Genomic DNA, 22,803 nt, shown 5'->3' on the forward strand with positions numbered 1-22,803 from the left:
GAAAGATTGACAAAAGTGGTTTCATAAGGAGAAATTGGGCATATAAAGGTTTGTACTGTAAAATTAACCGTAAGTTCTTGCCAAAAGATGCGTTGTAATGATTTATTTTGGGCTAAAATTTAAATCATTATGACGAATTTGGAATCCCTTTACCATTCATTTCTCAAATCAAGTGGCGTTTGTACCGATACCCGGAAGATCAGCATAGGGAATTTATTTTTTGCCTTAAAAGGCCCAAATTTCAATGCCAATACTTTTGCTTCCCAAGCATTGGAGGAAGGGGCCTTGGCAGTAGTAATTGATGAGAAAAATTATTTAATAGAAGGGGATGAAAGGTATTTCCTAGTGGATGATGCCCTGGAGGCTTTACAGCAATTGGCTAATTATCACAGGAAAAAACTAGATATTCCTTTTTTGGCAATTACAGGGAGCAATGGAAAGACCACTACCAAGGAATTGCTCAATGCTATTTTAAGCAAAAAATTCAATACAAAGGCTACTGTAGGAAACCTTAACAACCATATTGGAGTTCCTCTTACCCTTTTGTCCATGGATGAGAAAACTGAGTTTGCCATTGTGGAAATGGGAGCCAATAAAATAGGGGATATCCAGGAGCTTTGTGAAATTGCTGCACCGACTCATGGCCTAATTACCAATATTGGAAGAGCTCATTTAGAGGGATTTGGCAGTTTTGAAGGCGTTTTAAGGGCCAAAACAGAACTTTATCATTACCTGATTAGCAAGGGGGGAACCATTTTTGTCAACAGCCAAAATCAAATTTTGGCCAATATGATCAAGCGGATGAATGACCCGGTGCTATATCCTGCAAAAGGAGATTTTTATCAATGTGAATTTGTGGAAGCCAATCCTTTTGTGAAATTCCGTACCGCAGACGGAAAGGAACATACAACCAATATGTTGGGGGCATACAATTTTGATAATATAGCCACTGCTTTAGCCGTAGGTGTTTATTTTGGGGTAGATGAGCCGGTGGCCATACAGTCAGTGAGTCAATATGTTCCTGGAAATATGCGCTCCCAACTGATCGAAAAGGGCAGTAATTTAATCATTCTGGATGCTTATAATGCCAATCCAAGCAGTATGGAGCAAGCCATTAGGACTTTTGGGGAGATGACTGGCAAAAAGCATAAAATGGCCATTTTGGGAGATATGTTTGAGCTGGGAGATTCCGCAGTGGAAGAACACAAAAAATTGGGAGAATGGGTCAATTCCTACGAAATCGATAAGGTTTGTTTCACTGGGGAGATGGTCCAAAATGCCCTTCTTAAAGCTCCACGAGCACTTTATTTTCCAGACCCTTTTAGCCTAAGAAACTGGCTGGCCGACTCCCAACTGGAAGATTACCTTATTTTGATCAAAGGAAGTAGAGGAATGAAGTTGGAAGGCTTGGTGGATTATATTTAGGCGTTGGGAAGTTGAAAAGTTTTAAGGTTGTTTATGGGGAGTTCCAAATTTTTACATGTAGTTATAATTATGACTGTTAATTTTTTATAACCTAAAAATGGGAGAAATAAATAGCCTCATTTCTGTGGCATATTATTTTTTTGCCTTTATTTAAATAAGATGATCACGCCTTTTGAGTCAATCCATAAAAAAAGTGAGACAATATTAAAAATTATAAAAGGAAACCGGTGGCTTCGGCTCTGCCCAGCCACCGGAACTAATTCTGTCCAGTTACCCCAATTTTCCTTTTTAACCATTAACTCATCTCAATTAGCTGAAATTTTTCTCCGGCCTGATTTTCCCCTTCTCTTCTTGGTACCAACAAAAAGGCCTCGGTTTGGGATAAGCTGAAAAGGTCTCCGGATCCATTGTTTTTGATAGGCATGGCTTCTCCATTTTTCTTGTTGATTTGGACGGGAACAAATTGGGAAATTTTAGGATTCCCTGGCAATGATTTCCCTAAAGTGCATACATTAAATTGGAGTTTTTCTCCCAGAGATTGGTGAAGCCATTGTCTGAAATAAAACTGATACCCCACATAGGTAGCTAATGGGTTGCCGGGAAAGGCAAATACTTTACTGTTCAATTCCTTGTGAAATCCAAACCAAAAGGGTTTTCCTGGCTTTTGGGCTACACGGTGGAAGGATTTTTGCACCCCCAAATCATCCAAAACTTCTGGGATCATGTCATACTTTCCTTTGGAAACTCCACCACTCAGGAGAAGTACATCGAAATCTTTTAAAAGCCCTTTAAGTTTATCTTCCAGTTCAGTTTTGTCATCTGTGATATGAAACATTTCCGGCTTTATGCCATCTTTCATCAATCCCGCCCAGAGGGAATAAACATTGGATTTCCTGATTTGGTGTTCTTGTGGTGTTTCATCTACATTGACCAGTTCATCACCAGTGGAAATGATGGCCACATCGGGCAAATTGGACACTTTTACTGTGATTTTCCCCACCGTAGCGAGAACCCCGATATCTGCAGCATTGATCTTTTTACCATTGGCAATGATCTTTTCCCCTTGCCTGGAATCACTTCCCCGGTAATGGATATTTCTTTTGGCAATTTTTTCCAAGTTGATTTTGGCTTGGCCATCTTGAATTTCCACCTCTTCATAAGGAATAACCGTATCGGCATTTTTGGGCATGATAGCACCGGTCATGACCTCGATACAATGTTTGCGGTTCTCCAAGGTCATTTGGGGAAGGCCAGCAGCTTGAATGCCTTGAATAGGATAGGAGCCAAGTGGTTGATTTTCCAAATCGCCTAATTGTATAGCTATACCATCCATGGTCACCCGGTCAAAGGGAGGGGCGTCCCGGTCCGTATGAATGTCCTCAGCAAGAAAGCGCCCCACTGATTCCATTAAAGGCACTTTTTCCTGTCCATAGTTTTGGGAGGATTCTAAAACTTGAGATAAGGCTTCTTGAATATCGATCATGGTGGTTATTTCTTTCTCTTTTTAAATTGTTAGTGATTTTTTCAGTAGCTTAATAGTCTGCCTAATTTATGGCCTACTGACAACTGTACACAGCCGATTTATACTAAAGACTTGCTCATGTTTCATTTACAGGTAAATAAAAACAGGTCTTTTTATTACTTTAGGTTTTTTCAATGAAGGGATAAAAGTAACTTTTCACTTTCCATTTATGAAGGGTTTATAAACTAAAAATGCGGAATTGTAATCATGCACGTATTGAAAATGTTCATTGGATTCACTTTTTCCAAAAATCCACTAATCCGAATAATAAGCTTTAGTTCAAGTTGCCAAAGACCCATGAACTATATAACTAATGGGATATTGTTTAAAATTTGCCTAGGATCAAGTTAGGTTAATTAAAGTATCGTCTCTCTAAGGTGATTAATTCCTCCCTTCAGGTTGTAAAGGTCAAATTGAGGGGATAACTCCTCCAAAATCTGTCCAGCAAGTTGACTCCTTTTTCCTGCCTGGCAAACCAGGACTACGGGCAATACTGTGTTGATTTCCTGGTGCCGTTTCTCTAATTGGTCTAAGGGTATGTTTTTCCCCTTCTCAAAGGGATCCTGGGAAGCTTCCTGCATGCTTCTGACATCAATGATTTCTATGGGTTTACCTTCCAAAATCCAATCCTGATAGGTATGTGGGTCTAAGTTTTTTATACCAGGTGAATTACAAACAGGTTGCCGATAACTTTCTTTAAGCTGGGTGATCTGGTGATTTTGCGGAAAGTTGGGGACCCCTATTTTGTGGTGGGACTGAGAAAGGATGTCAATAATCAGTAATTTCCCGCTAAGGGTTTCTCCAATTCCTGTGATGACCTTTACAGCTTCTATGGCTTGATAGGTCCCTATCAAACCCGGAAGCACACCCAACACCCCGTTTTCATCACAATTGGGAATGGTTTGCGTATTGTTGGATTCTGGAAATAGGCAACGGTAAGTCGGGCCATTTTTATAATTCAAAACACTGACCTGACCTTCAAAATTATGAAGTGCTCCATAAATAAATGGTTTGTCCAGGATCACACAAGCATCATTGACCAAATAACGGGTGCCAAAATTATCTGAAGCGTCTATTATCAAATCATATTTTGAAATAATTTCCAGGGCATTGTCGACTGTCAGAAACTTCCTGTGGTTGATCCAATTAGTCTCTGGGTTTTGTTTTTGGAGATGGTGGATAAGGGTTTGTGATTTTGGTTGGCCAATATCATTTGGAGTGTATAGGGTTTGTCGGGGAAGATTACTTTCCTCGATGAGGTCCCCATCCACCAAGCCAATGGTACCTACGCCAATGCTATTAAGGTACTGGGCGGCAGGGGTGCCCAGGCCACCTGCACCAATGATCAGAACCTTTCCTTGGGCCAGCTTTTCCTGGCCTTCGTGTCCAAATCCTTTTAGTTTATGGTGTTTTTCGTACCTTCTTGAAGGCATTAGTGAGAAATTCTAGATTTGGCTAATTTATAATCTTCTGGATAATTGGCATTGAACAATTCCAGGTCATTTTCAGGGAATATCTGCTTGATGTCCTCATTCATCAAAAATTTTCTTGGGCAACTTTTTCCGGTTTCCCTGATGAATTTTTCTGCGGCTTTTAACCCTTTTTGTTCCCATATGGCGATCAAAGGTTCTGGCATTTCGGATTCTCTGGTAGCATAAACAGTTGCCAATTTATTAGGGTCTCTATTTTCCACCAGTTTTTTGATGGTGTCTTCATGGACATGGGGCAAATCAACAGCAACTACCAGCCAGGAGGCCTCTGGATATACGTGGTGGGCGGAAAGGATACCATTTAGTGGCCCTTTGTACAAAGCATTGTCGGTGATAACATCCAATCCTGACTTGGTAATATGGGTTTGGTCGCCCCGACAGCTTACAAAAGTTCTGGGACAAAATTCCCGGATAGTGTGATATAAATAGGTTCTATGGTTGGTCCGGTAATATTGTAATTCACTTTTGTCCTGGCCCATTCTACTGCTTTTTCCTCCGGCCAGTACCAATCCATAAAGATTATCTGTTAAATGCATTTTTACCTCCTTCTTTTGCCATTAATTTTGTTTCACTAATAATTATATCATGGGAAAGTGCCTTACACATGTCGTAAACTGTCAGTGCAGCCACACTTGCAGCCGTTAGGGCTTCCATTTCTACACCTGTCTTGCCTTCACATTTAACCCTTGATTCGATTTTCAAATGATTTTCTTCCGGGAAAATGTCAATTTGAATTTTGCTTAAGGGTAAGGGGTGGCATAGTGGTATTAGGTCTGAGGTTCTCTTGGCCGCCATTGTTCCTGCAATGATGGCTGTCTGTAATATACTTCCCTTGGGACCAAGAAATTGATCGCTACTAAGGGATTGGAAAACTTCTTCGGGAAACTTGATGACCGATTGGGCAGTGGCGGTTCTTTGGGTGACATTTTTAGCAGAAACGTCCACCATTTTGGCTTTGCCATCCTGGTCCACATGAGAAAGTTTTTGGCTGGGTTCTTTCATCCTCCTATGAGTGTCATGGATTTTTTTGTCAAAGATTGTTGTTCTGCTTCAAACCCGTCTTTAGGACGGGTTTGCATGGCTGTTTGAATACCGAATTTTAATCCGTTGGCGTTTTTATAGTTTCCTAACAGGGATTTAAGGTCAATGGTTTCAGCCGAATACAAACATGTTTGCATTTCTCCTTTGGCAGAAACCCTGACCCGGTTACAGGTCCCGCAAAATGTACGGGAGTAAGAAGCAATTATCCCAAAGGATCCTTTGGCTCCTTTTAACCGGTAGTTGACAGAGGTGGAGCTCATTGGGGCAGGAAGTCTTTCCAGTTCTGAAAATTCGGATTTGATATGTTCCATTATGGCCACATGATCCCATTTCAGTTCCTGGAATCCGTCAGATTCACCGTTAAAGGGCATTTCCTCCAAAAAGCGGACCGCAATATTATGATCATGGGCAAAATGGATAAAAGGGATAATATCATCTATATTTTTCCTATCCATGACCACACAATTGATTTTGACATTAAAACCCTCATCGATCATTCGATGAATGTTTTCCATGATGGTGTCAAAATAATCTCTTCTGGTAATATGATTAAACCGGGCTTTGTCCAAGCTGTCTAAGCTGACATTAATACTGGTAATGTTCAGTTTTTTCAACAATGGAATATGCTTCCCGATTAACGTGGCATTGGTGGTGATGGAGATTTCTTCCAATCCTGGCAATTCTGCCAACCTTTCAAGAAATGGCATCAGGCCTTTTCTTACAAATGGCTCTCCTCCGGTAATCCGGATCTTATTGACGCCCATATCCACAAAGGATTTGGCCAATCTCCACATTTCCTCCCAGGTCAACAATTCGTTTTTATGGGCGAAGGCAACACCTTCTTCAGGCATGCAATATTGACACCGCAGGTTGCAGTTATCCGTAACGGATAGGCGCAGGTAATTGATTTTTCTTCCGTGGTTGTCGACAAGCATTGCGTGTATTTTACGGGTGAGCGTTGATCCAAGAGCTATGGTCTTGGTAAGTTTCTTTTTTCCAAATGGGAACAACCTCTTTGAGCCTGTCGATAAGATACCGAGAGGCTTGAAATGCTGCGTCCCTATGGGCTGAGGATGCACCGACAAAAACAACAGGGTCGGTGATTTTTTTCATCCCTACTGCATGGATAAGGACGACCTTGTTTAGAGGCCATTTGGATCCGGCCTCCTGGGCCAATTCTTCTAATTTTAAAATGGCCATTTTTTCATAAGCTTCAAAAAAAAGGTTGCTTACCTCTTTTTCATTGTTAAGGTCTCTTACCGTACCGATAAAAGTACAAATTCCCCCGCTTTTTGGGTCTATCAAATTCTCATATCCTTCCTGAATGTTGATTTCGGGGGTGATGGCAATATGGCTTTCCATGCTATTGTTTTTTAACCTCCGCTTACTGGAGGAATCAATGCTACTTCGTCGTGTTTATTGACAATGGTTTCTTCACTGGCATAAAACAAATTTACTGAAATGGCCAAAGAGGGCAGGTTGATCAGATCCGGGTACTTTTGGTAAAGCAGGCTTTTAAGATCCTTGACCTTTACAAATGTTTCTTCCATAGGAAATTCAATTTGAGAAGCTCCTGTGATGTCTTTGGCAATTCCGAAAGCGTTAATCTTCATAATCGCTATTTGATTAAATTGTCAATATTTCTTTCTATTGAGAAAAGCTTTATTAAACAGGCTATTCTCAACACTTGCGCAAGGTATAAAAAATAATGCAAAATACGTATAAATACGTATTTTGTTTACGTAGGAGTTTTGCGTAATCATGAAATATTAACCTTGGCTCGCAAGATAGCAAATATAAGATGAACTCACAATTACGCCTTTGTAAGGTGTTGTTGTAAAGTTGATTTGCTTTTTAAGCGCTTTCTATGTGTTGTTTTAGTCCAGGCTCATCCTCCAGTTTTTTGAGCAATTCCACCACATTGTTCACTTTTAGTTTTTTCATGATATTAAAACGGTGGGTTTCTATGGTTCTTATGCTTTTACCCAATTGTTCTGCGATTTCTTTGTTACCAATTCCATCAGCAATCATCTTGAGAATTTGCTTTTCCCTTTTGGTAATATCGTACTCATTAATCGCACTTATTTTTTGGGTGACCTTTCTGTCTCTTACATTAAGGTAGCTATTGACAAGTACCTGACTAATATCTCCACTGAAATATTTGCCTCCATGGTGAATGGCTCTGATTGCTTTCATAAACTCTTCCTTGCTAGTGTCCTTTAGGAGATAACCTGATGCTCCACTTTCTATGGATTGCAAAATATAATCCTCGTCATCATGCATGGAAAGGATAAGTGCTTTGGTGGAAGAGTCATTGCTGGTTAATTTTTTTGTGGCGTCAAGGCCATTCATCACCGGCATCCGAATATCAATTATCAATAAGTCTGGTTTTAATTTTTTGACTACCTCAAGGGCCTCTTCACCATTGGAAGCTTCACCAATGACTTTTACCTCTCCTTCATTTTCCAGAAGGTTTTTGATCCCACTTCTGACCACCAAGTGGTCATCTGCTAATACTACTGTTATTTTTTCCATGGTTTAATTTTTAATTAACTTAATCTAAAGGAAGGTTGATACCTATGGTTGTACCCTTTCCTTTTTCTGAAGTAATGGTACATTGGCCGTTGATGAAGTTGGCCCTTTCACGGATATTGAACAACCCATGGCCTGAGGCTGATAAATGGCCCTTTTCCTCCAGTTTTTTCATGTCAAATCCTTTCCCATTATCTTTGATTTCTACATTGAGAAACTGTGAATTATGGGATAGCGTGATCTTGACTTCTTCTGCCTCTGCGTATTTGATTGCATTGTTTACAGCTTCCTGACAGATCCGGTAAAGGTTGTTTTCGACCTTTCCCTCCAACCTGGATAAAAATCCAGTTTGGTTTTCGAAGGTGACCTTCAAATCCGACAGCTTGGTGATTTCCCGGCAAAATTTGTTTAATACGGGGACAATTCCATAATCAGACAAGGCGCTTGGCGTCAGGTTAAATGAAATCCTTCTGACTTCCTTGATAACATTTTTAAGTAAATCCCGGGTAGTCTTGAGCTTTTCTTTTTCAAATTCCGAGTTTACTGAGTGTATGCCCTCCAGGTTGAATTTCATGGCGGAAAGGAGTTGGCCTATTCCATCATGCATGTCCCGGGAAATCCTTTTTCTTTCTTCTTCCTGCCCTTCCAGGATCAGTGCGGAGCGGAATTGCTGCTCTTTTACCTTTTGCTCTATCCTTTCCCTGTTGATTTCTTGAGAAATGGCTTCTGCTTCTTTTTTCTCTGTTTCATCAGTGCTGATGATCATAAGGGTTTCAGCTTTGCCAAAGTCATTCATGGTTGGGATAATGTTCATTTTAAGCCAAACAAAATCCCCCATGGCGTTTACCAGCTTTATCTCCCCACTCCAGGATCGACCGCTTAATACCATCTCTTTTATATTTTCCAGGTATTCAGGGTTATAACCTTGATCCTGAAGCCAGGTGAATAGGTTTTTGGGTTTGTCCTCTTCAAATTCCATCAATTGAGAAAACTGATCAGAGAAATGAATGAAATTCCCCTTTGCATTGCATTTGGCATATACGGTGACATCATCCACCGCTACATCTACCTCCAGTAAATCCTGGTAAGCCTGTTCTAAGGAACTGTAAAGTGCACTGAGTTCCAAAGTCATTTTTTTTGACTTTTGTTCGGATTGTAAAAGTTTTTTGAAAGTTTTCCGAATGGTCTTGGCAGAGGGGATAAAGATAAAGAATATCTCAAAAAGGATTACCCCTAGGGATAAGACCAATAGGAAAAGCTCAATGCTCCTTAAGTTCATGACTTTGGACTTGGCCTCATTGTCATACTGAAAAACAATCAAATCCATCCCAGAAAGGAATTCCTGTTGGTGATCAATAATCTGACGGATATCTTTACGCAAACTATCCGTTGGAATATTTATATTGTTTTTTAGTTTTTTAATAATAGCCTGCGCAGCCTGGACCATTTGATTGTGGTCATTTTCTATTTCAGAAAACAGAAGATTGATCTTTTTACTGTTTCTTCCGTTTATGCCCAATTCTAGGTTCCCTTCCTGTAGCCCCTGATGGGTTACTTGCCAATTTTCCAAGGAAGTTTCCAGTTCGTCCAGGTATTGTTCTCTTTTTTCGGTATTGGTGGAATCACCCAAAAGGAGTGCGCATTTACTTATGCGTTGGCTAAGCATCCTTTGCCTTCCGGACAGATTGACCACCCGTGAATCATTTTTTTGTTCACTGATAAATTTTTGAACCAAAATTTGACTGATGATAATGCTGGTAGCTATGGCGCAAAGGGCTACCATATAGTACCTGCCCAATTTTTCAAATTTTGGTTTTTCCGTAAGGGATGAGTTTTCCATAATGCTATTGCAAGACTTTAAAATTACGTAAAAACACTTAAAAAGTTAAGCGCCTTAGCGGATTCTTTGAAGGTCTAGCGGCTTCTTTGGTATTCCCTATCCCAAAAATATTCAGGGATTTAGGGGTGAAAGTTGATTTCTAGGCCAAATATAAGTGAAGTAATTTATATGAATGGTTCCTTTAATGGCTTTTTGGATGATTTTGTGAAACTGGTAAGTATAAATAAAATATTTACGTAAAGGGGGGATATTTTTTTGTACCAACATTATTGTAAAACCTTCCGGTTTTTAAGGGTTGGGGTAGGATTCAATTTTTATTCAATGAATACTTTAAGATCAAAAGGGAAAAAAGTTAAACTTTTTGATCTGATGAAGGATGTTGTTGGAAAAGGTAAAATGTTGATTGGTTAATAGTTGGTAGTCAACGGTTACACAATCAATTGTAAGTTGGCTTTCATTAGTAATTCAATATTTTACTAAACAATATTGAATATTGTTTCATAGTCTTTAGGTAATGGCTGGGAGGAGGGAAAATAAAAAAGCAGGGTCCATCAACCAAACCCTGCTTAGTGAGAAAAATAGGTCTACTAGCTAATTGTTCCATAAATTAATCCTCAAAACCAACATACACGTAGCCGTCTTCTATCTTAATAGGATAGGTGGCTATATCGCATGTGTCGCCGCTGAGGTTCTTCCCCGTTTTAAGGGAGAAGGTCTTCTTGTGGAAAGGACAAGCCACTTTGGGTTCCTGCTCTTCCCCTTCTGATCCGATCATTCCTCTGGAGAGGCTCATCTGCATTTTATGAGGGCAAAGGTTTTGGCATGCATACCATTCATTCCTTCTGGTGAAGTTAAAAACGGCAATCTGTAGGTCTTTATATTTGATGCATGCACCCCCATTTTCAGGGAAGGCACTTACCGGGGCTGCCTTATACCACGTTTTAACTTTGGACGAATCCGCTGTTTTATATTTTTCCAATTCAGATATCATATTTTTCTAAATTAAAGGTCACTTGTAAATGTTGAATAGGTTATTGGGTAGCTTAGCCCCAGGAAGCAGGGATTTTTTGTCCCCTCATTTCCTGCCAATCTAAGTTGGGATCTTCCTCATCAGAGTTGACAAAGTGTTTGAATTTTGCTCTCAGTTCAGGGTTGTTCACTACTTCCTTCCATTCACAAGCGTATGTCTGGATCATGAACTCCATTTCTTTTTCCAGTTCTTCCCCAATGCCCAAACTGTCATTAACTACAACATCTCTCAGGTAATCCATACCACCTTCCAATTTGTTCAGCCAAGTAGCTGTTCTGGTAAGTGGTTCGGCAGTCCTGATGTAGAACATCAAGAATCTATCTATGTATTTAAGGCAAGTTTCTGTATCTACATCGTTGATAAGCAACTGAGCATGTTGTGGTTTAGATCCTCCGTTTCCACATACATAAAGGTTCCAGCCTTTTTCTGTGGCGATGATACCAAAGTCCTTACTTTGGGCCTCGGCACATTCCCTGATACATCCTGATACAGCACCTTTTATTTTGTGCGGGGAACGTAAACCTCGATATCTTTCTTCCACCTGGATAGCAAAGGATACAGAGTCCTGAACCCCATATCGGCACCATGTGGAACCTACACAACTCTTGATTGTTCTAAGGGATTTACCGTAAGCATGTCCACTTTCAAATCCGGCATTGATCAATTCTTCCCAAATGTCAGGAAGCTGATCCACACGGGCACCGAATAAGTCAATTCGCTGACCACCGGTGATTTTGGAGTACAGGCCGTATTTCTTGGCAACCTCCCCAAGTACGATTAATTTATCTGGAGTGATTTCTCCTCCTGGTACCCTTGGTACTACAGAGTAAGTTCCTCCTTTTTGGATATTGGCCAGGTACCTGTCGTTGGTGTCCTGGATGGTATCTTGTTTGGTAATCAATTCGTTCCAAGTGGAAGCGAGGATGGAAGCGACTGCGGGTTTACACACCTCGCAGCCGTCCCCTTTACCAAACTGATCTAAGAGTTCATCGTAAGATTTGATCTTTTTGACTTTTACGATATCCAAAAGTTCTTGTCTGGAATAGTCAAAGTGATCACAAATAACGTTTTTGACTTGTTTACCCATGGACTTCAGCTGATGCTTCAGCAGGTCATTGACCATGGGAACACATCCTCCACAACCGGTACCGGCTTTGGTGCAGGATTTGATCTCGTCCATTTTGGTTACCCCATCATTTTCGATGATGGAGCAAATATCTCCTTTGGTGACATTTTCACAAGAACAAACCTGGGCTTCATTAGGAAGACTTTCCACTCCGGCACCTGCGGATTCTTTTCCTCCTCTGGCTCCGAGAATCAAATCTTCCGGTTCAGGAGGTAATGGCATTTTGTTTTGGGCCATTTGCCACAACATGCTGTATTCCGTAGCATCTCCTACTAAAATCCCGCCCAGCAATCTCTTTCCGTCAAGGGAAACGTTTATTCTTTTATATAAACCACTGTTTTTGTTTTCATAAACAATGGGCTTGGAAGGCTCTACCTCTCCAAATGGATCTCCAAAACTTCCTACATCCACACCGATTAATTTTAGTTTGGTGGACATGTCAAAGCCAAGGAATGGTTTTACTTCCTCTTCAACCAATTGATTGACTACCTGAGTGGCCATTTCATAGCCTGGAGCAACCAATCCGTAAATCATATTTTGGTAAGATGCTACCTCACCGATAGCATAAATATCCTCATCTTCGGTTTGCAAAAACTCATTCACAATGACACCGCCCCTGGGAGCTGTTGGCAATCCACAATCTTTTGCCAACTCATCGCGGGGTTTGATACCCGCAGAAATTACCAGCATATCTACAGGTAATTCCGAATCATCTGCAAATTTCAACCCGGTCATTTCTCCATCGCCTTGAATTAACTGGGTGTTTTTACTTAGGTGAATGGAAATTCCCAAGTCTTCCAACTTGGATTTTAGAATAGAAGCTCCTGCATCATCCAATTGACGTGGCATCAATCTGGGTGCAAATTCGATCACGTGGGCCTCCAATCCCATGTCCATAACAGCTTTGGCTGCTTCAAGTCCTAAAAGTCCGCCCCCTATGACTGCAGCAGATGTTGCCTTTTTGCCGTAATCTATAATAGCATCCAGGTCTTCCAAGGTCCTGTAAACAAACACACCTTTTTTCTCCACCCCTTCAATTGGCGGAACAAATGCGCCAGAACCTGTAGCCAATACTAACTTATCATAAGAAACTTCCTCTCCAGTATGACTGATCACCTTCTTCTTGTCTCGGTCTATTTTGACAACCAGTTCATTTGTGCGCAAGTCAATTTTATTTTCTTTGTACCATTCTACAGGAGCCATAATGAGGTCGTCTGCAGTTGATCCAGAGAAATAAGCACTCAAATGAACCCTGTCATAGGCTGGCCATGGCTCCTCACCAAAGACAGTGACATCAAAGTCACTTCCCGCTTCGGAAACCCTAAGTTTTTCACAAAACTTATAGCCTACCATTCCATTTCCGATTACTACTACCTTTGTCATACTATATAAGTTTAAATGATTGGGTCATTTATTATTTCTAAGTAATTAAGCTTGCTTGCTAGCCTAATTCAGATGCTAAGATAGAAATTATTTTTTATAATACGTAAAAATACGTAAAAAAATACTTAAATTTGTTTTAACAATTAAGTAATAAAGGCATATGAAGACTGTAATTCCTCAACTTTCACTCGTAGGTGCAGGACCGGGAGATCCCGATTTAATCACCTTAAAAGCCATTAAAGTCCTTAAAAAGGCAGATGTGGTTTTATATGATGCCCTAGCCAATGAAGCTTTTCTGGAATACGTACCGGACACAGCATTAAAAATATTTGTTGGTAAAAGGGCTGGACTTCACTATAGGCAGCAAAGGGAGATCAATCGGATGATCGTCAATTATGCTAAAACTTGTGGGAATGTTGTGAGGCTTAAAGGGGGAGACCCTTATGTATTTGGTAGAGGGCATGAAGAATTAGAATATGCTGCAAAGCATGGTGTGCCTACTGATTATGTGCCCGGCATCAGTAGTGCCATGGCTGTACCTGGATTAAGCGGTATACCATTGACTAAGAGGGGAGTAAATGAAAGTTTTTGGGTGGTTACCGGTACCTTAAAGGATCATTCTACCGCGCAGGACTTATTTTATGCTGCTCAGTCTTCTGCCACGGTCATAATATTAATGGGAGTGAAAAAGCTTCCTGAAATCGTTTCCCTTTTTAAACAGTATAGAGGGAATGAAGAGGATATTTCCCTGATTCAGAATGGAAGTAAGGAAAATGAACGTTCCATTACAGGGAAACTGAAAGACATAATGGAAATCCAGAAAAAAGAAAAAATTTCAGCTCCTGCCATCATTGTTATCGGGAAAGTGGTTGGGGAGAAAAAAGACTATTTGAAAAATCTCCTTGGACAAGACTCCCTTGTGGTAACCAAATAGGAAGGTGTCAATAAAATTAGGTTGATGTTGCCAGATGAGAAAAAATATATTTTTTCATTTTGGTTTAACTAAAATAGCCCCGCCAATTGGTGGGGTTGTTTTTTTGGTGGGTGATTTTTTTTATGAAGTAAACTGGAAAGAGATTTTGGGTAGTTGGAGCTACATGTATTGATAATCGGTTTCCCTTTTTAGGCTTTGGCTATCCATTTTCGGTGGTATAACCGAGGTAAGATAAAAGAATAAAGAAGGGAAAATCCGTATGATCATTCGACTTTCCTAATTCAACGACCCATTTGTCGAAAATTAGGTCTGTCAGTTTCATGGTTTGAAAAAAATTACCAGCCCTTTTCTTAAAAAAAATCAATATCCTGAATATTAGCTAACTAAGCCTTGTGGTTATTTAAATGGTAATAATGACTTTTAAAGAAAGGTTGTTCCTGAAAAGTTTCTTGGTTAATGTTTAAGTGCTAATGGTCTTTTCATAATAACAGTTGGAGCTTTATTCTTTCAGCCTTGGCGTTTGTCCAAAAATGCCTAATTGGTTTAACTTAATCCATCAAATTCTCATTTCAAAACTGATTTTATCCTTTTATCTGTGGGGAATTAGCTTTATTTTAATTTTTAAACAGAATTAACCTGAAAATGAATAATAGTAAATTTGAAAAAACCATAGAGGAGTTTGATAAAATCAATTCAGAAGATCCTCATTTGGAAATGATCAACGGCTCTGAGGTTCCCAAAGAGTTAGTATACGGACACAGAATGAGTGGTATGTTGCAAAAATTTAGTCCAAATGCTTCTGAGCCACTTAGGTTGGCTGCAAGGTGTCAACATATTAAACGCTGGGAAATCCCAAGGGAAGAATATCCTATGGACCGGAAGGGTTATTTGATGTGGCGTACTAAACTTAAGAAGTTTCATGGGGAGCTGGCCAGTTCTATTATGAAAAAACATGGCTATGATGATGATACCATCAAGAAGGTTGATGATCTACTTAATAAAAGACGGTTAAAAACCGATGAGGATGTCCAGACTTTGGAGGATGTGATTTGTCTGGTTTTTTTGAAATATTATTTTGATGATTTTATTGCTAAACATAGACAAGAGGAGGGAAAGTTGGTGGATATTGTTCAAAAAACCTGGAGGAAAATGTCTGAAGATGGCCATAAGGCAGCTCTAAATATGGAGTATTCTGAAGAGGCATTGGATATTGTAAAAAAAGCATTGGAGGGGTGAGAAATTAGAAGTTTGAGTCTGATCCTGGTGTCATTATATACAGGCACCGGTTTTTTTATTCCTCAATTCAAAAATGTGGGTATTGTGCTCAACTATCTAATGCTTCGATTTTTGGCCAGACAAATCACCATATTTATTCCCTCTTTTTTAAAAATCCATTAATCTTTTTACTTAATAGCCACAGCACCTACTGGGCTACTATCTATTGCAGCCATATCAACTAATTCCGATTATAAATAAAACGGGGGGATGATCCTTCATCCCCCCTTGGTTGGTTAGGGTTTAGGTGGTTAGCATTTTTGGTAATCTTCCATAGAATGGGGATTAGGAAAATTATCCCTTTCATCCTCATCAGGCCTTTTATGCAGGCACTGAAAGTCTTTTTCAATCAAAATAATGCTTTCATGGTTCGTACTTTCTTTTTGAACATGTCTTAAAGAAACTTCATCGGTAGTAGCCCATTTAGTGGACATAGGTGCAGGGACTTTTACGAGGATTTCATTATCCTTAATGTTTGCCCCAATGCAGTCGACGTCTTTTTCAGGGACAAGGCTATAACGTAAGACCTCTTTTTCGCCAAGTTGGAGAGTCTGGTGAACGGCCTCTTCTTTGGCTATTTTTTCCACTTCAGTTTGGGTAAGCCTTAACCTGATGGAATTATTGTTGATTCTTAATTTCATAGGATACTTTTAGTTTACCTCTTTAACTGATAATTAAATTAGTTTAAATGCGGATTTAGGGCTTTCACAAACCGGACAATTGTAATCTTCGGGTAACTTCAAAAACGAAGTGCCTGCTGCTATTTCCGATTCCGGATCCCCGTACTTTTCGTCATATACTGTCAAACAGCTTGAACACTGGTATTTCCTATGTTGCTTTTTGGGAGTACCCTCTACCGTATCCACAGGATCAGAAGTTTTTCTTACCTCCAATTGATCATAATATTTATAGCTCAATTCTATTAATAAGGGTGGCAAAGTTTCTTTCGGAACATTTTTAGCGTAATAGAAATATTCAGAAAGGTTTGGGTTAAAATCTTTGCTGTATAGAATATTAAAGGTGTCAGGGTCATTCGGCTTTTCCTTTTTGGTTTTTTCAATGGCCACAGAAGTAAACAGGGCCATGTGTTTTGTTTTCACTGAAAAGCTTAAACCGTAAGTACTGATATCTTGCTTATCAAGGGCCCTTACCAGATAATTTTTAATTTCAAGGGCTTCCTCATCCAATACAGGAAGGTGCCAATTGAGCTCCAAAGAACTGTGCCGGATATTGATACCGTATTTTCCCAGCAATTTTTCCCAACTCAAACGGTCTTTTTCTGCAATGCCTTTTACAATGATTGATTTCCAAGGTGTAAGGCATATTTTACCAATGTTGGTGTCCAGGCATAACTGGCAAAGGGCTTTTAGGAAGTTGATGGTAAACTTGTTATTCCTCCAATATAGTCCCAACCAATATTTTCCTCCAACAACCCTGTTCATTCCTTCATAATAAGGTGTGGTGGCTTCAGGATAATCCAATTCCTGTTCCACAGGTTGGGTGTTGGGGGTAGTTATTTCCTTGGCCTTTTGATAGATCTCAGGGTATTTGAGTTCACTTTTGACCGGGTTGATTTCCTCAATGGCCCTGGCAACCCTGGCCAAATCATAACCATAAATCAAATCCGGTGCACACCATGGTTTGACATCAATTTCAGAAAACCGGAGATAGAGGTACCAATAATTGTCATGGGATGAAGCCACGAAATTGATGTTTCCGGTAAATAGGGGTACCAAGCTTTGAACCGGGTCGGTAATATTGATTTTAAGTTTTGGCTTATAATCAAAGGTGTCCAGGATGTAGTGATAATTATGAGAAGCCAGCCAATGGGTGGTAGGCATTACATCCAGGGCAGGATAGGAAGATACTACGTTTTGGAATTCCTCTCCATCAGTATCATACTCTGTGTCTATGGCCTTAAATGTGGTGGCCAAAGTTTCAAGGTTTTTGTTTTTCAAAGGAAAGAGTACGTCCTGTCTTGAACCCAAGTGTATATAACTGGTGCCTAATTCATTGGCTGTATGTATCATTTTGAGAAAATCCCCGGGGGAAATAATCCCTCCCCGGACAAATACCCTGACGAGATCTGCTTTTTGCATGTTTATTTACCTTTTGTTCCAAATACCGGAATTTAATTTCTGGTTATTACAGCCCCAAAGGCTGTAATAACGGTGGGGCAGTACAGTAAATTTATTAGATTTTTTTTAATTCCAGCTCGAAACTTAATGCACCTTATTTTAATCTAATTAATCAAATCGAAAAGGCCAAACTGCCCATTAGGCATCCACCAAAGCACTAAGCTCATCATCCAGGATGCCTTTGACTTCTGGTTTGCAGCTTCCGCATCCAAGTCCGGCCCCAGTTTGTTGACAGAGCTGACGGAATTCCTGACATCCGGATTGGATGGCTTTAGTGATATTTCCTTTACCGACATTTCCGCATGAACAAACCATTTCTCCAATCATTTCTTCTTTATTGGAATTGCCTCTTAACAATTCTTGACGTTTTTTGGAAAGTTCGGTTTTTTCTTCAATGAGTTCTTTAAATTCCGCAAATTCGGTTTTATCCCCCATAAGGATGGCTCCTACTAATCGGTCTTTGTAAACGATACATTTTTTATAGTATGTTTGAGCGGTATCGATCAGTAATATTTCCTCATATCCCTCTCCATTGGCTGGTTTTTCTGGAATACCCATGGAGCAAAGGTCCAGGTCGGAGAATTTAAGGATATTCATTGGAATAGATCCCTTATATAGGCTCAATAAGTCTCCAGTGATAAATCTGGCCGCATTGTCTGCTTGGGCTTCTGCAGCTGCTGTAATGCCATTGAGTTTCCCTTTATGTTCAGCAATTTCCCCCATGGCAAAGATGGATGGGTCACTGGTTTGCAGGTAATCATTGACTTTAATTCCTCTTCCGCAATCCAGACCTGTTGATTTCGCCAATTCTACGTTTGGCCTTGTTCCAATTGCGTATACAACCGCATTGCATGGGATGGACTGGCCACTTTTCAGGCTGGCTGTTATCTTTTTCTGATCTCCCTGGGCTTCCAAGTGGGAAACCTGGTTGTTCATAAAGAGCTGAACTCCCATTTCCTCGATTTTTTCCCGGAGCAAGGAACTTGCCATAGGATCCAACTGACGTTCCATCAATCTTGAGCCAAGCTGGATGATAGTGACGTCAATATTGATTTCCCGAAGGGCTGCTGCCAATTCAAGGCCGAGCAAACCTCCTCCTACAATCACTACATGGCCCTTATAGTCCATGTATTCCTTCAGTTCATCAGCATTTTGCCTGTTTCTCATGGTGAAAACACCTGGCAAATGCATAGGTACATCGCCTGGAACAAAAGCCCGGCTACCGGTTGCGAGGATCAAGGTATCATAGTGGTGTACCCTTCCTTTTTCATCGGTTACAGACTTATTGGACCTGTCAATAGATTCAATTCCATTTTCAACATATAAGTTAATGTTGAGTTTTTCCATTTCACTGGAGGACTTGAATTTTTGCAAATCTTCCCAAGTCCTATGTTTGTTTACATAATCCGGAAGTAATACCCTGTTGTAAAAGGGATATTTTTCTTTGGAGAATACATGGATTTCATCCTCCTTGTTAAATTCCCTGTAGGTATTAATAAAGCGGTAAGCAGCCGCCCCAGCTCCTACAATGACTATTCTTTGTTTTGGCTTTTTGTAAAGGGAAACTTGTACAGCGGAGTATTTGAAATCCGGCTGTTTGGAAACGGGGTCGATGGCGTTTCCTGTAATATTATTGGCCCGGGCAAAGTCATTTTTTAAGATTTTTCCCCAGTGCATGGGAAGGAATACCACTCCTTTTTTGATCTTGTCGGTGACTTGTGCGTGGACACGGACCTCTCCCCGGTTACCATTAACCAGAACTGTGTCTCCATCATTAATGCCTCTTTCTGCAGCATCTTCAGGATGAATTTCAAGGAAGGGAGAAGGGATATGTTTGTTCAATTTACTCACTTTTCCCGTACGGGTCATCGTATGCCATTGATCCCTAATCCTTCCTGTAGTCAGGATCAATGGTAGAACCCCTGTAGGAAGCTCGGTTTTGTTTTTCGGACCTGCAGCTAATATTTGTGCACGCTGGTTTGGCGTGTAGAATTTTTTATCCGTAAACAGCCTTGGTGTTCCTCCTTTTGACTTATCGACAAATGGCCACTGAACAGTTCCATTTTCTTTTAAAAAGTCATAATCCAACCCTGAAATGTCAATATTGGTCCCTTTGGTCATTCGGCAATATTCCGCATAGACCTCACCCATGTTTTTATAGTCAAAACCTGGGAAGCCCATTTTTTGGGCAAACCTGAGTAAGATTTCTGCATCAGGGAGAGCCTCTCCAGGAGCATCGGTGAATTTGTTGAGGTAACTGATTCTCCTTTCGGAATTGGTCATGGTACCCTCTTTTTCACCCCATCCTGCTGCCGGCAAAACCAAATCCGCATAAGGGATGGCCTCTGCCTTGTTGGAGATTTCTTGAACGACCACAAATTTGGCCTTCTTAAGGGCTGCTTCAACCTTTCTGGCATCCGGCATGCTGACCAATGGATTGGTACAGATAATCCATAGGGCTTTGATGCTTCCATCTTCCAAGCCTTCGAAAATCTGCGTTGCGGTTTTACCTGGTTGGGCGGGGATCTCATCAACCCCCCAGAAGTCAGCAACCTCTTTTCTGTGCTCGGGATTGGCTAAGTTCCTGTGTGAGGCTAACAAAGTAGCCATTCCCCCCACTTCACGGCCACCCATTGCATTGGGTTGTCCTGTTAGGGAGAAGGGTCCGGAACCCGGCTTGCCGATATGTCCTGTGATCAAATTCAGGTCTATTAGGGCCAGGTTTTTATTGACCCCCTCAGCACTTTGGTTCAAGCCCATAGCCCATAGGGATAGGAAACCTTTGGCATCTCCAATATAACTGGCTGCTTTTTTGATATCTGAAACCGGGACTCCACAAATAATGGAGGCTTCCTCCAGTGAAGTTCCCATGGCTATTTCCTTGTAGGCTTCGAAACCATCAGTATGTTTTTCAATGAAATCAAGGTCAATGTCACCTTGTTCTATCAAACACCTTCCAATGGCCAGGTACAAGGTTTCGTCTGTGCCTGGATTGATCTGTAAATGTAAATCTGCAAGAGAGCAGGTTTGGGTAACCCTTGGGTCCACCACGATAATTTTGGTGTCAGGGTTAGCTTCTTTGTGACTTTCCACCCTTCTCCAGAGGATAGGGTGACACCAGGCTGGGTTAGCACCAGTAACTAAAAAGCAGTCTGCCAGTTCAATGTCTTCATAAGCAATGGGGACACTGTCCTCGCCTAGGGTTTTCACATATCCCATTACTGCAGAGCTCATGCAAAGCCTGGAGTTGGTGTCTATATTATTGGTTTTAAGGAAACCTTTGGCCAGTTTGTTGACCAGGTAATATTCTTCGGTCAAACACTGGCCGGAGACATAAAAGGCAACTGATTCGGGTCCATGTTTTTTGATAATGGATTTGAATACAGCTCCTGCCCGGTTTATTGCAGTATCCCAGTCCACTTTTTCAAGGGGATGGGATTTTCCCCATCTCATTTGTGGATGGAGTAGCCGGTCAGACTTGTCTTCCACCACGTAGTGCAGGTTCATGCCTTTGGAGCATAACATTCCCTTGTTGACAGGATGGTCTGGGTCTCCTTCAACGGACACCTTACCTTTTTGATCCTTTTGGACTATGATACCGCATCCTACACCACAGTAAGAACAAGTACTTTTATACCTTTCTGCCTTTGCCATTGACATATGATAGATGGATTTGATTTAAATTTTAACTATTTACTAATTCAGGCTGAAGTTTTTTTTCAGCCAGAGACTCTTCCAGCTCTTCTTTTGCTGATTTCTCATCCTGTTCAGAGAACCTGATAAGAAGAGTCGTTGAACTAATTGCCACAACGGCAATGCCTAATGCACATAGGGATTCTCCATAGGTAACGCCTTCCATTTTGAATAAAAAGCCGGCCATAACCGCACCTGCATTACCTCCGGCACCTACGATTCCGGATATGATTCCAATAGCTTTTTTATTTACAAATGGGACCACGGAATATGTTGCGCCTTCTGCCATTTGGACAAAAAGACTGAATACGATCATGGTTCCTATAGCAATTGGTAAAAGGGTCATTTGGGAGAAAAGGATAAGGGCAAACCCTTCAATCAAAACTACAACTCCCAAGAATCCTACCCGGCCTTTGAGACCCCATTTGATGCCCGAACGGTCTCCGAAAAAACCTCCAAGAGAACGGGCAAATAAGTTCATGCCCCCAAACAAACCTGCAATTAAACCTGCAGTTTTAAGGTCCAACTTGAAGAAATCGTGATAATATATGGCTGCAATATTGTTGATGGTAAGTTCGATTCCAAAGCTGGCTCCATAAACAAGAAATAGGCACCAAACTCTTTTGTCAGTCACCGCAGCTTTAAGGGCTCCTTTGCCATCAGATTTTTTCTTTTTCTTATATTCAAGGTCCTTTTTGCTCAATTCATCAATATTTCCTTCAGGGAAATCTGTAGTGTAATGGTAGTAGAGAAACCCCGTGATGATCATGGCAATTCCTGGAACAACCATGGCGTATCTCCAAGCTTCCGCTTCCAAAAAGCCAAAAGAAATAAATAAGGCAAATATCAATGGCATGACCATTTGGGTAACCCCTCCTCCCAGGTTGCCCCAGCCTGCGGAAGTGGCATTGGCCGTTCCGACTATATTAGGGGCAAACATGACAGAAGTGTGGTACTGGGTAATCACAAAAGATGATCCGATCATTCCAATGATCAAGCGGAAGAGCAGGAACGTCTCATAGCTGTCACTCATTCCAATGAACATCACAGGAAAGGATCCTAGGATTAATAGGTATGTATAGGTAATTCTTGGTCCAATTCTATCAACCAGCCAACCAATTCCCAGTCTGGCCAAAACGGTTATTGACACAGAAGCAATGATAATGTTTCCTATCTGGGATTTGGTCAATTCAAGCTCTTCCCGGACCACAGCCATCAATGGCGCAATTCCAAACCAGCCAAAGAAGCACAAAAAGAAGGCAAACCATGACAAATGGAAAGCCCGCATTTGTGGGGACTTAAAGTCCAGTAGGTTAATTGAAGTGGCTTTTTTAGTTGTTGAATTCATGTGTGTAAAGCTTAAATTGAAGGGAA

At 40.8% G+C, this 22,803-nt stretch carries 18 protein-coding genes; 3 read left to right on the forward strand and 15 right to left on the reverse strand.

Going from position 1 to position 22,803, the window contains the following annotated elements; all coding sequences use genetic code 11:
* The first annotated feature begins 129 nt into the window (after positions 1-129).
* Positions 130-1,425 carry a UDP-N-acetylmuramoyl-tripeptide--D-alanyl-D-alanine ligase gene (locus tag QWY93_RS09950; protein ID WP_290248078.1) on the forward strand — a complete coding sequence of 432 codons (1,296 nt, stop codon included), beginning with the start codon at positions 130-132 and terminating at the stop codon, positions 1,423-1,425.
* Between the two features lie 295 nt (positions 1,426-1,720).
* On the opposite strand, the gene QWY93_RS09955 is transcribed toward QWY93_RS09950, so the two are convergent.
* The 11 genes from QWY93_RS09955 to nirB all read right to left on the reverse strand — a co-directional run bounded on the left by QWY93_RS09955 (position 1,721) and on the right by nirB (position 13,389).
* A complete protein-coding gene (locus QWY93_RS09955) occupies positions 1,721-2,908 on the reverse strand; it encodes a molybdopterin molybdotransferase MoeA (protein ID WP_290248079.1) in 1,188 nt (395 codons plus the stop codon).
* Between the two features lie 395 nt (positions 2,909-3,303).
* Entirely contained in the window at positions 3,304-4,380 is a 1,077-nt protein-coding gene (locus QWY93_RS09960; protein ID WP_290248080.1) for a HesA/MoeB/ThiF family protein, read from the reverse strand.
* Positions 4,380-4,973 carry an NTP transferase domain-containing protein gene (locus tag QWY93_RS09965; RefSeq protein WP_290248081.1) on the reverse strand — a complete coding sequence of 198 codons (594 nt, stop codon included), beginning with the start codon at positions 4,971-4,973 and terminating at the stop codon, positions 4,380-4,382. The genes QWY93_RS09960 and QWY93_RS09965 overlap by 1 nt, the downstream gene beginning before the upstream one ends.
* Positions 4,957-5,439: a cyclic pyranopterin monophosphate synthase MoaC gene (gene moaC / locus QWY93_RS09970; RefSeq protein WP_290248082.1), complete on the reverse strand. Its 483-nt coding sequence runs from the start codon at positions 5,437-5,439 to the stop codon at positions 4,957-4,959. Before moaC ends, QWY93_RS09965 begins: the two co-directional genes overlap by 17 nt.
* Complete coding sequence (gene moaA, locus QWY93_RS09975; RefSeq protein WP_290248083.1) at positions 5,436-6,413, reverse strand: GTP 3',8-cyclase MoaA; 978 nt, start codon at positions 6,411-6,413, stop codon at positions 5,436-5,438. Before moaA ends, moaC begins: the two co-directional genes overlap by 4 nt.
* Before the next feature lie 10 nt (positions 6,414-6,423).
* On the reverse strand, positions 6,424-6,840 hold the full coding sequence (locus QWY93_RS09980; RefSeq protein WP_290248085.1) for a molybdenum cofactor biosynthesis protein MoaE: 417 nt from the start codon (positions 6,838-6,840) through the stop codon (positions 6,424-6,426).
* Between the two features lie 11 nt (positions 6,841-6,851).
* On the reverse strand, positions 6,852-7,091 hold the full coding sequence (locus QWY93_RS09985; RefSeq protein WP_290248086.1) for a MoaD/ThiS family protein: 240 nt from the start codon (positions 7,089-7,091) through the stop codon (positions 6,852-6,854).
* Between the two features lie 241 nt (positions 7,092-7,332).
* Positions 7,333-8,013 (reverse strand): response regulator transcription factor, encoded by a 681-nt coding sequence (locus tag QWY93_RS09990; protein WP_290248087.1) that lies wholly within the window; start codon positions 8,011-8,013, stop codon positions 7,333-7,335.
* A 19-nt stretch (positions 8,014-8,032) separates the two neighbouring features.
* The gene (locus QWY93_RS09995; RefSeq protein ID WP_290248088.1) at positions 8,033-9,850 is read right to left on the reverse strand and encodes an ATP-binding protein; all 1,818 of its coding nucleotides are present in this window, start codon (positions 9,848-9,850) and stop codon (positions 8,033-8,035) included.
* A gap of 607 nt (positions 9,851-10,457) precedes the next feature.
* Positions 10,458-10,841: a nitrite reductase small subunit NirD gene (nirD, locus tag QWY93_RS10000; protein WP_290248089.1), complete on the reverse strand. Its 384-nt coding sequence runs from the start codon at positions 10,839-10,841 to the stop codon at positions 10,458-10,460.
* Positions 10,842-10,893: 52 nt separating this feature from the next.
* Positions 10,894-13,389 (reverse strand): nitrite reductase large subunit NirB, encoded by a 2,496-nt coding sequence (nirB, locus tag QWY93_RS10005; protein WP_290248090.1) that lies wholly within the window; start codon positions 13,387-13,389, stop codon positions 10,894-10,896.
* A gap of 160 nt (positions 13,390-13,549) precedes the next feature.
* On the opposite strand from nirB, the gene cobA reads away from it, so the two are divergent.
* Positions 13,550-14,323, forward strand: a complete 774-nt coding sequence (gene cobA, locus QWY93_RS10010; RefSeq protein ID WP_290248091.1) for a uroporphyrinogen-III C-methyltransferase — start codon at positions 13,550-13,552, stop codon at positions 14,321-14,323.
* A gap of 642 nt (positions 14,324-14,965) precedes the next feature.
* Positions 14,966-15,559: a DUF4202 domain-containing protein gene (locus QWY93_RS10015; RefSeq protein WP_290248092.1), complete on the forward strand. Its 594-nt coding sequence runs from the start codon at positions 14,966-14,968 to the stop codon at positions 15,557-15,559.
* A gap of 290 nt (positions 15,560-15,849) precedes the next feature.
* Here QWY93_RS10015 and QWY93_RS10020 read toward each other — a convergent pair whose 3' ends face one another.
* The 4 genes from QWY93_RS10020 to QWY93_RS10035 all read right to left on the reverse strand — a co-directional run bounded on the left by QWY93_RS10020 (position 15,850) and on the right by QWY93_RS10035 (position 22,777).
* On the reverse strand, positions 15,850-16,239 hold the full coding sequence (locus QWY93_RS10020) for a DUF7009 family protein (RefSeq protein ID WP_290248093.1): 390 nt from the start codon (positions 16,237-16,239) through the stop codon (positions 15,850-15,852).
* Between the two features lie 33 nt (positions 16,240-16,272).
* Positions 16,273-17,697: a rubredoxin gene (locus QWY93_RS10025; protein ID WP_290248094.1), complete on the reverse strand. Its 1,425-nt coding sequence runs from the start codon at positions 17,695-17,697 to the stop codon at positions 16,273-16,275.
* A 177-nt stretch (positions 17,698-17,874) separates the two neighbouring features.
* Positions 17,875-21,396, reverse strand: coding sequence for a nitrate reductase (locus tag QWY93_RS10030; RefSeq protein ID WP_290248095.1), 3,522 nt, complete (start codon positions 21,394-21,396; stop codon positions 17,875-17,877).
* A gap of 25 nt (positions 21,397-21,421) precedes the next feature.
* Positions 21,422-22,777, reverse strand: a complete 1,356-nt coding sequence (locus tag QWY93_RS10035; RefSeq protein WP_290248096.1) for an MFS transporter — start codon at positions 22,775-22,777, stop codon at positions 21,422-21,424.
* Positions 22,778-22,803: the final 26 nt, after the last annotated feature.

It is taken from the genome of Echinicola jeungdonensis, from assembly GCF_030409905.1.
In the GTDB taxonomy this organism is placed as follows: domain Bacteria; phylum Bacteroidota; class Bacteroidia; order Cytophagales; family Cyclobacteriaceae; genus Echinicola; species Echinicola jeungdonensis.

Bases quoted from the DNA above. Each gene is read 5' to 3' on its own strand.
- QWY93_RS09950 (WP_290248078.1), top strand. From the start codon at position 130: ATGACGAATTTGGAATCCCTTTACCATTCATTTCTCAAATCAAGTGGC.
- QWY93_RS09955 (WP_290248079.1), bottom strand. From the start codon at position 2,908: ATGATCGATATTCAAGAAGCCTTATCTCAAGTTTTAGAATCCTCCCAA.
- QWY93_RS09960 (WP_290248080.1), bottom strand. From the start codon at position 4,380: ATGCCTTCAAGAAGGTACGAAAAACACCATAAACTAAAAGGATTTGGA.
- QWY93_RS09965 (WP_290248081.1), bottom strand. From the start codon at position 4,973: ATGCATTTAACAGATAATCTTTATGGATTGGTACTGGCCGGAGGAAAA.
- moaC (WP_290248082.1), bottom strand. From the start codon at position 5,439: ATGAAAGAACCCAGCCAAAAACTTTCTCATGTGGACCAGGATGGCAAA.
- moaA (WP_290248083.1), bottom strand. From the start codon at position 6,413: ATGCTTGTCGACAACCACGGAAGAAAAATCAATTACCTGCGCCTATCC.
- QWY93_RS09980 (WP_290248085.1), bottom strand. From the start codon at position 6,840: ATGGAAAGCCATATTGCCATCACCCCCGAAATCAACATTCAGGAAGGA.
- QWY93_RS09985 (WP_290248086.1), bottom strand. From the start codon at position 7,091: ATGAAGATTAACGCTTTCGGAATTGCCAAAGACATCACAGGAGCTTCT.
- QWY93_RS09990 (WP_290248087.1), bottom strand. From the start codon at position 8,013: ATGGAAAAAATAACAGTAGTATTAGCAGATGACCACTTGGTGGTCAGA.
- QWY93_RS09995 (WP_290248088.1), bottom strand. From the start codon at position 9,850: ATGGAAAACTCATCCCTTACGGAAAAACCAAAATTTGAAAAATTGGGC.
- nirD (WP_290248089.1), bottom strand. From the start codon at position 10,841: ATGATATCTGAATTGGAAAAATATAAAACAGCGGATTCGTCCAAAGTT.
- nirB (WP_290248090.1), bottom strand. From the start codon at position 13,389: ATGACAAAGGTAGTAGTAATCGGAAATGGAATGGTAGGCTATAAGTTT.
- cobA (WP_290248091.1), top strand. From the start codon at position 13,550: ATGAAGACTGTAATTCCTCAACTTTCACTCGTAGGTGCAGGACCGGGA.
- QWY93_RS10015 (WP_290248092.1), top strand. From the start codon at position 14,966: ATGAATAATAGTAAATTTGAAAAAACCATAGAGGAGTTTGATAAAATC.
- QWY93_RS10020 (WP_290248093.1), bottom strand. From the start codon at position 16,239: ATGAAATTAAGAATCAACAATAATTCCATCAGGTTAAGGCTTACCCAA.
- QWY93_RS10025 (WP_290248094.1), bottom strand. From the start codon at position 17,697: ATGCAAAAAGCAGATCTCGTCAGGGTATTTGTCCGGGGAGGGATTATT.
- QWY93_RS10030 (WP_290248095.1), bottom strand. From the start codon at position 21,396: ATGTCAATGGCAAAGGCAGAAAGGTATAAAAGTACTTGTTCTTACTGT.
- QWY93_RS10035 (WP_290248096.1), bottom strand. From the start codon at position 22,777: ATGAATTCAACAACTAAAAAAGCCACTTCAATTAACCTACTGGACTTT.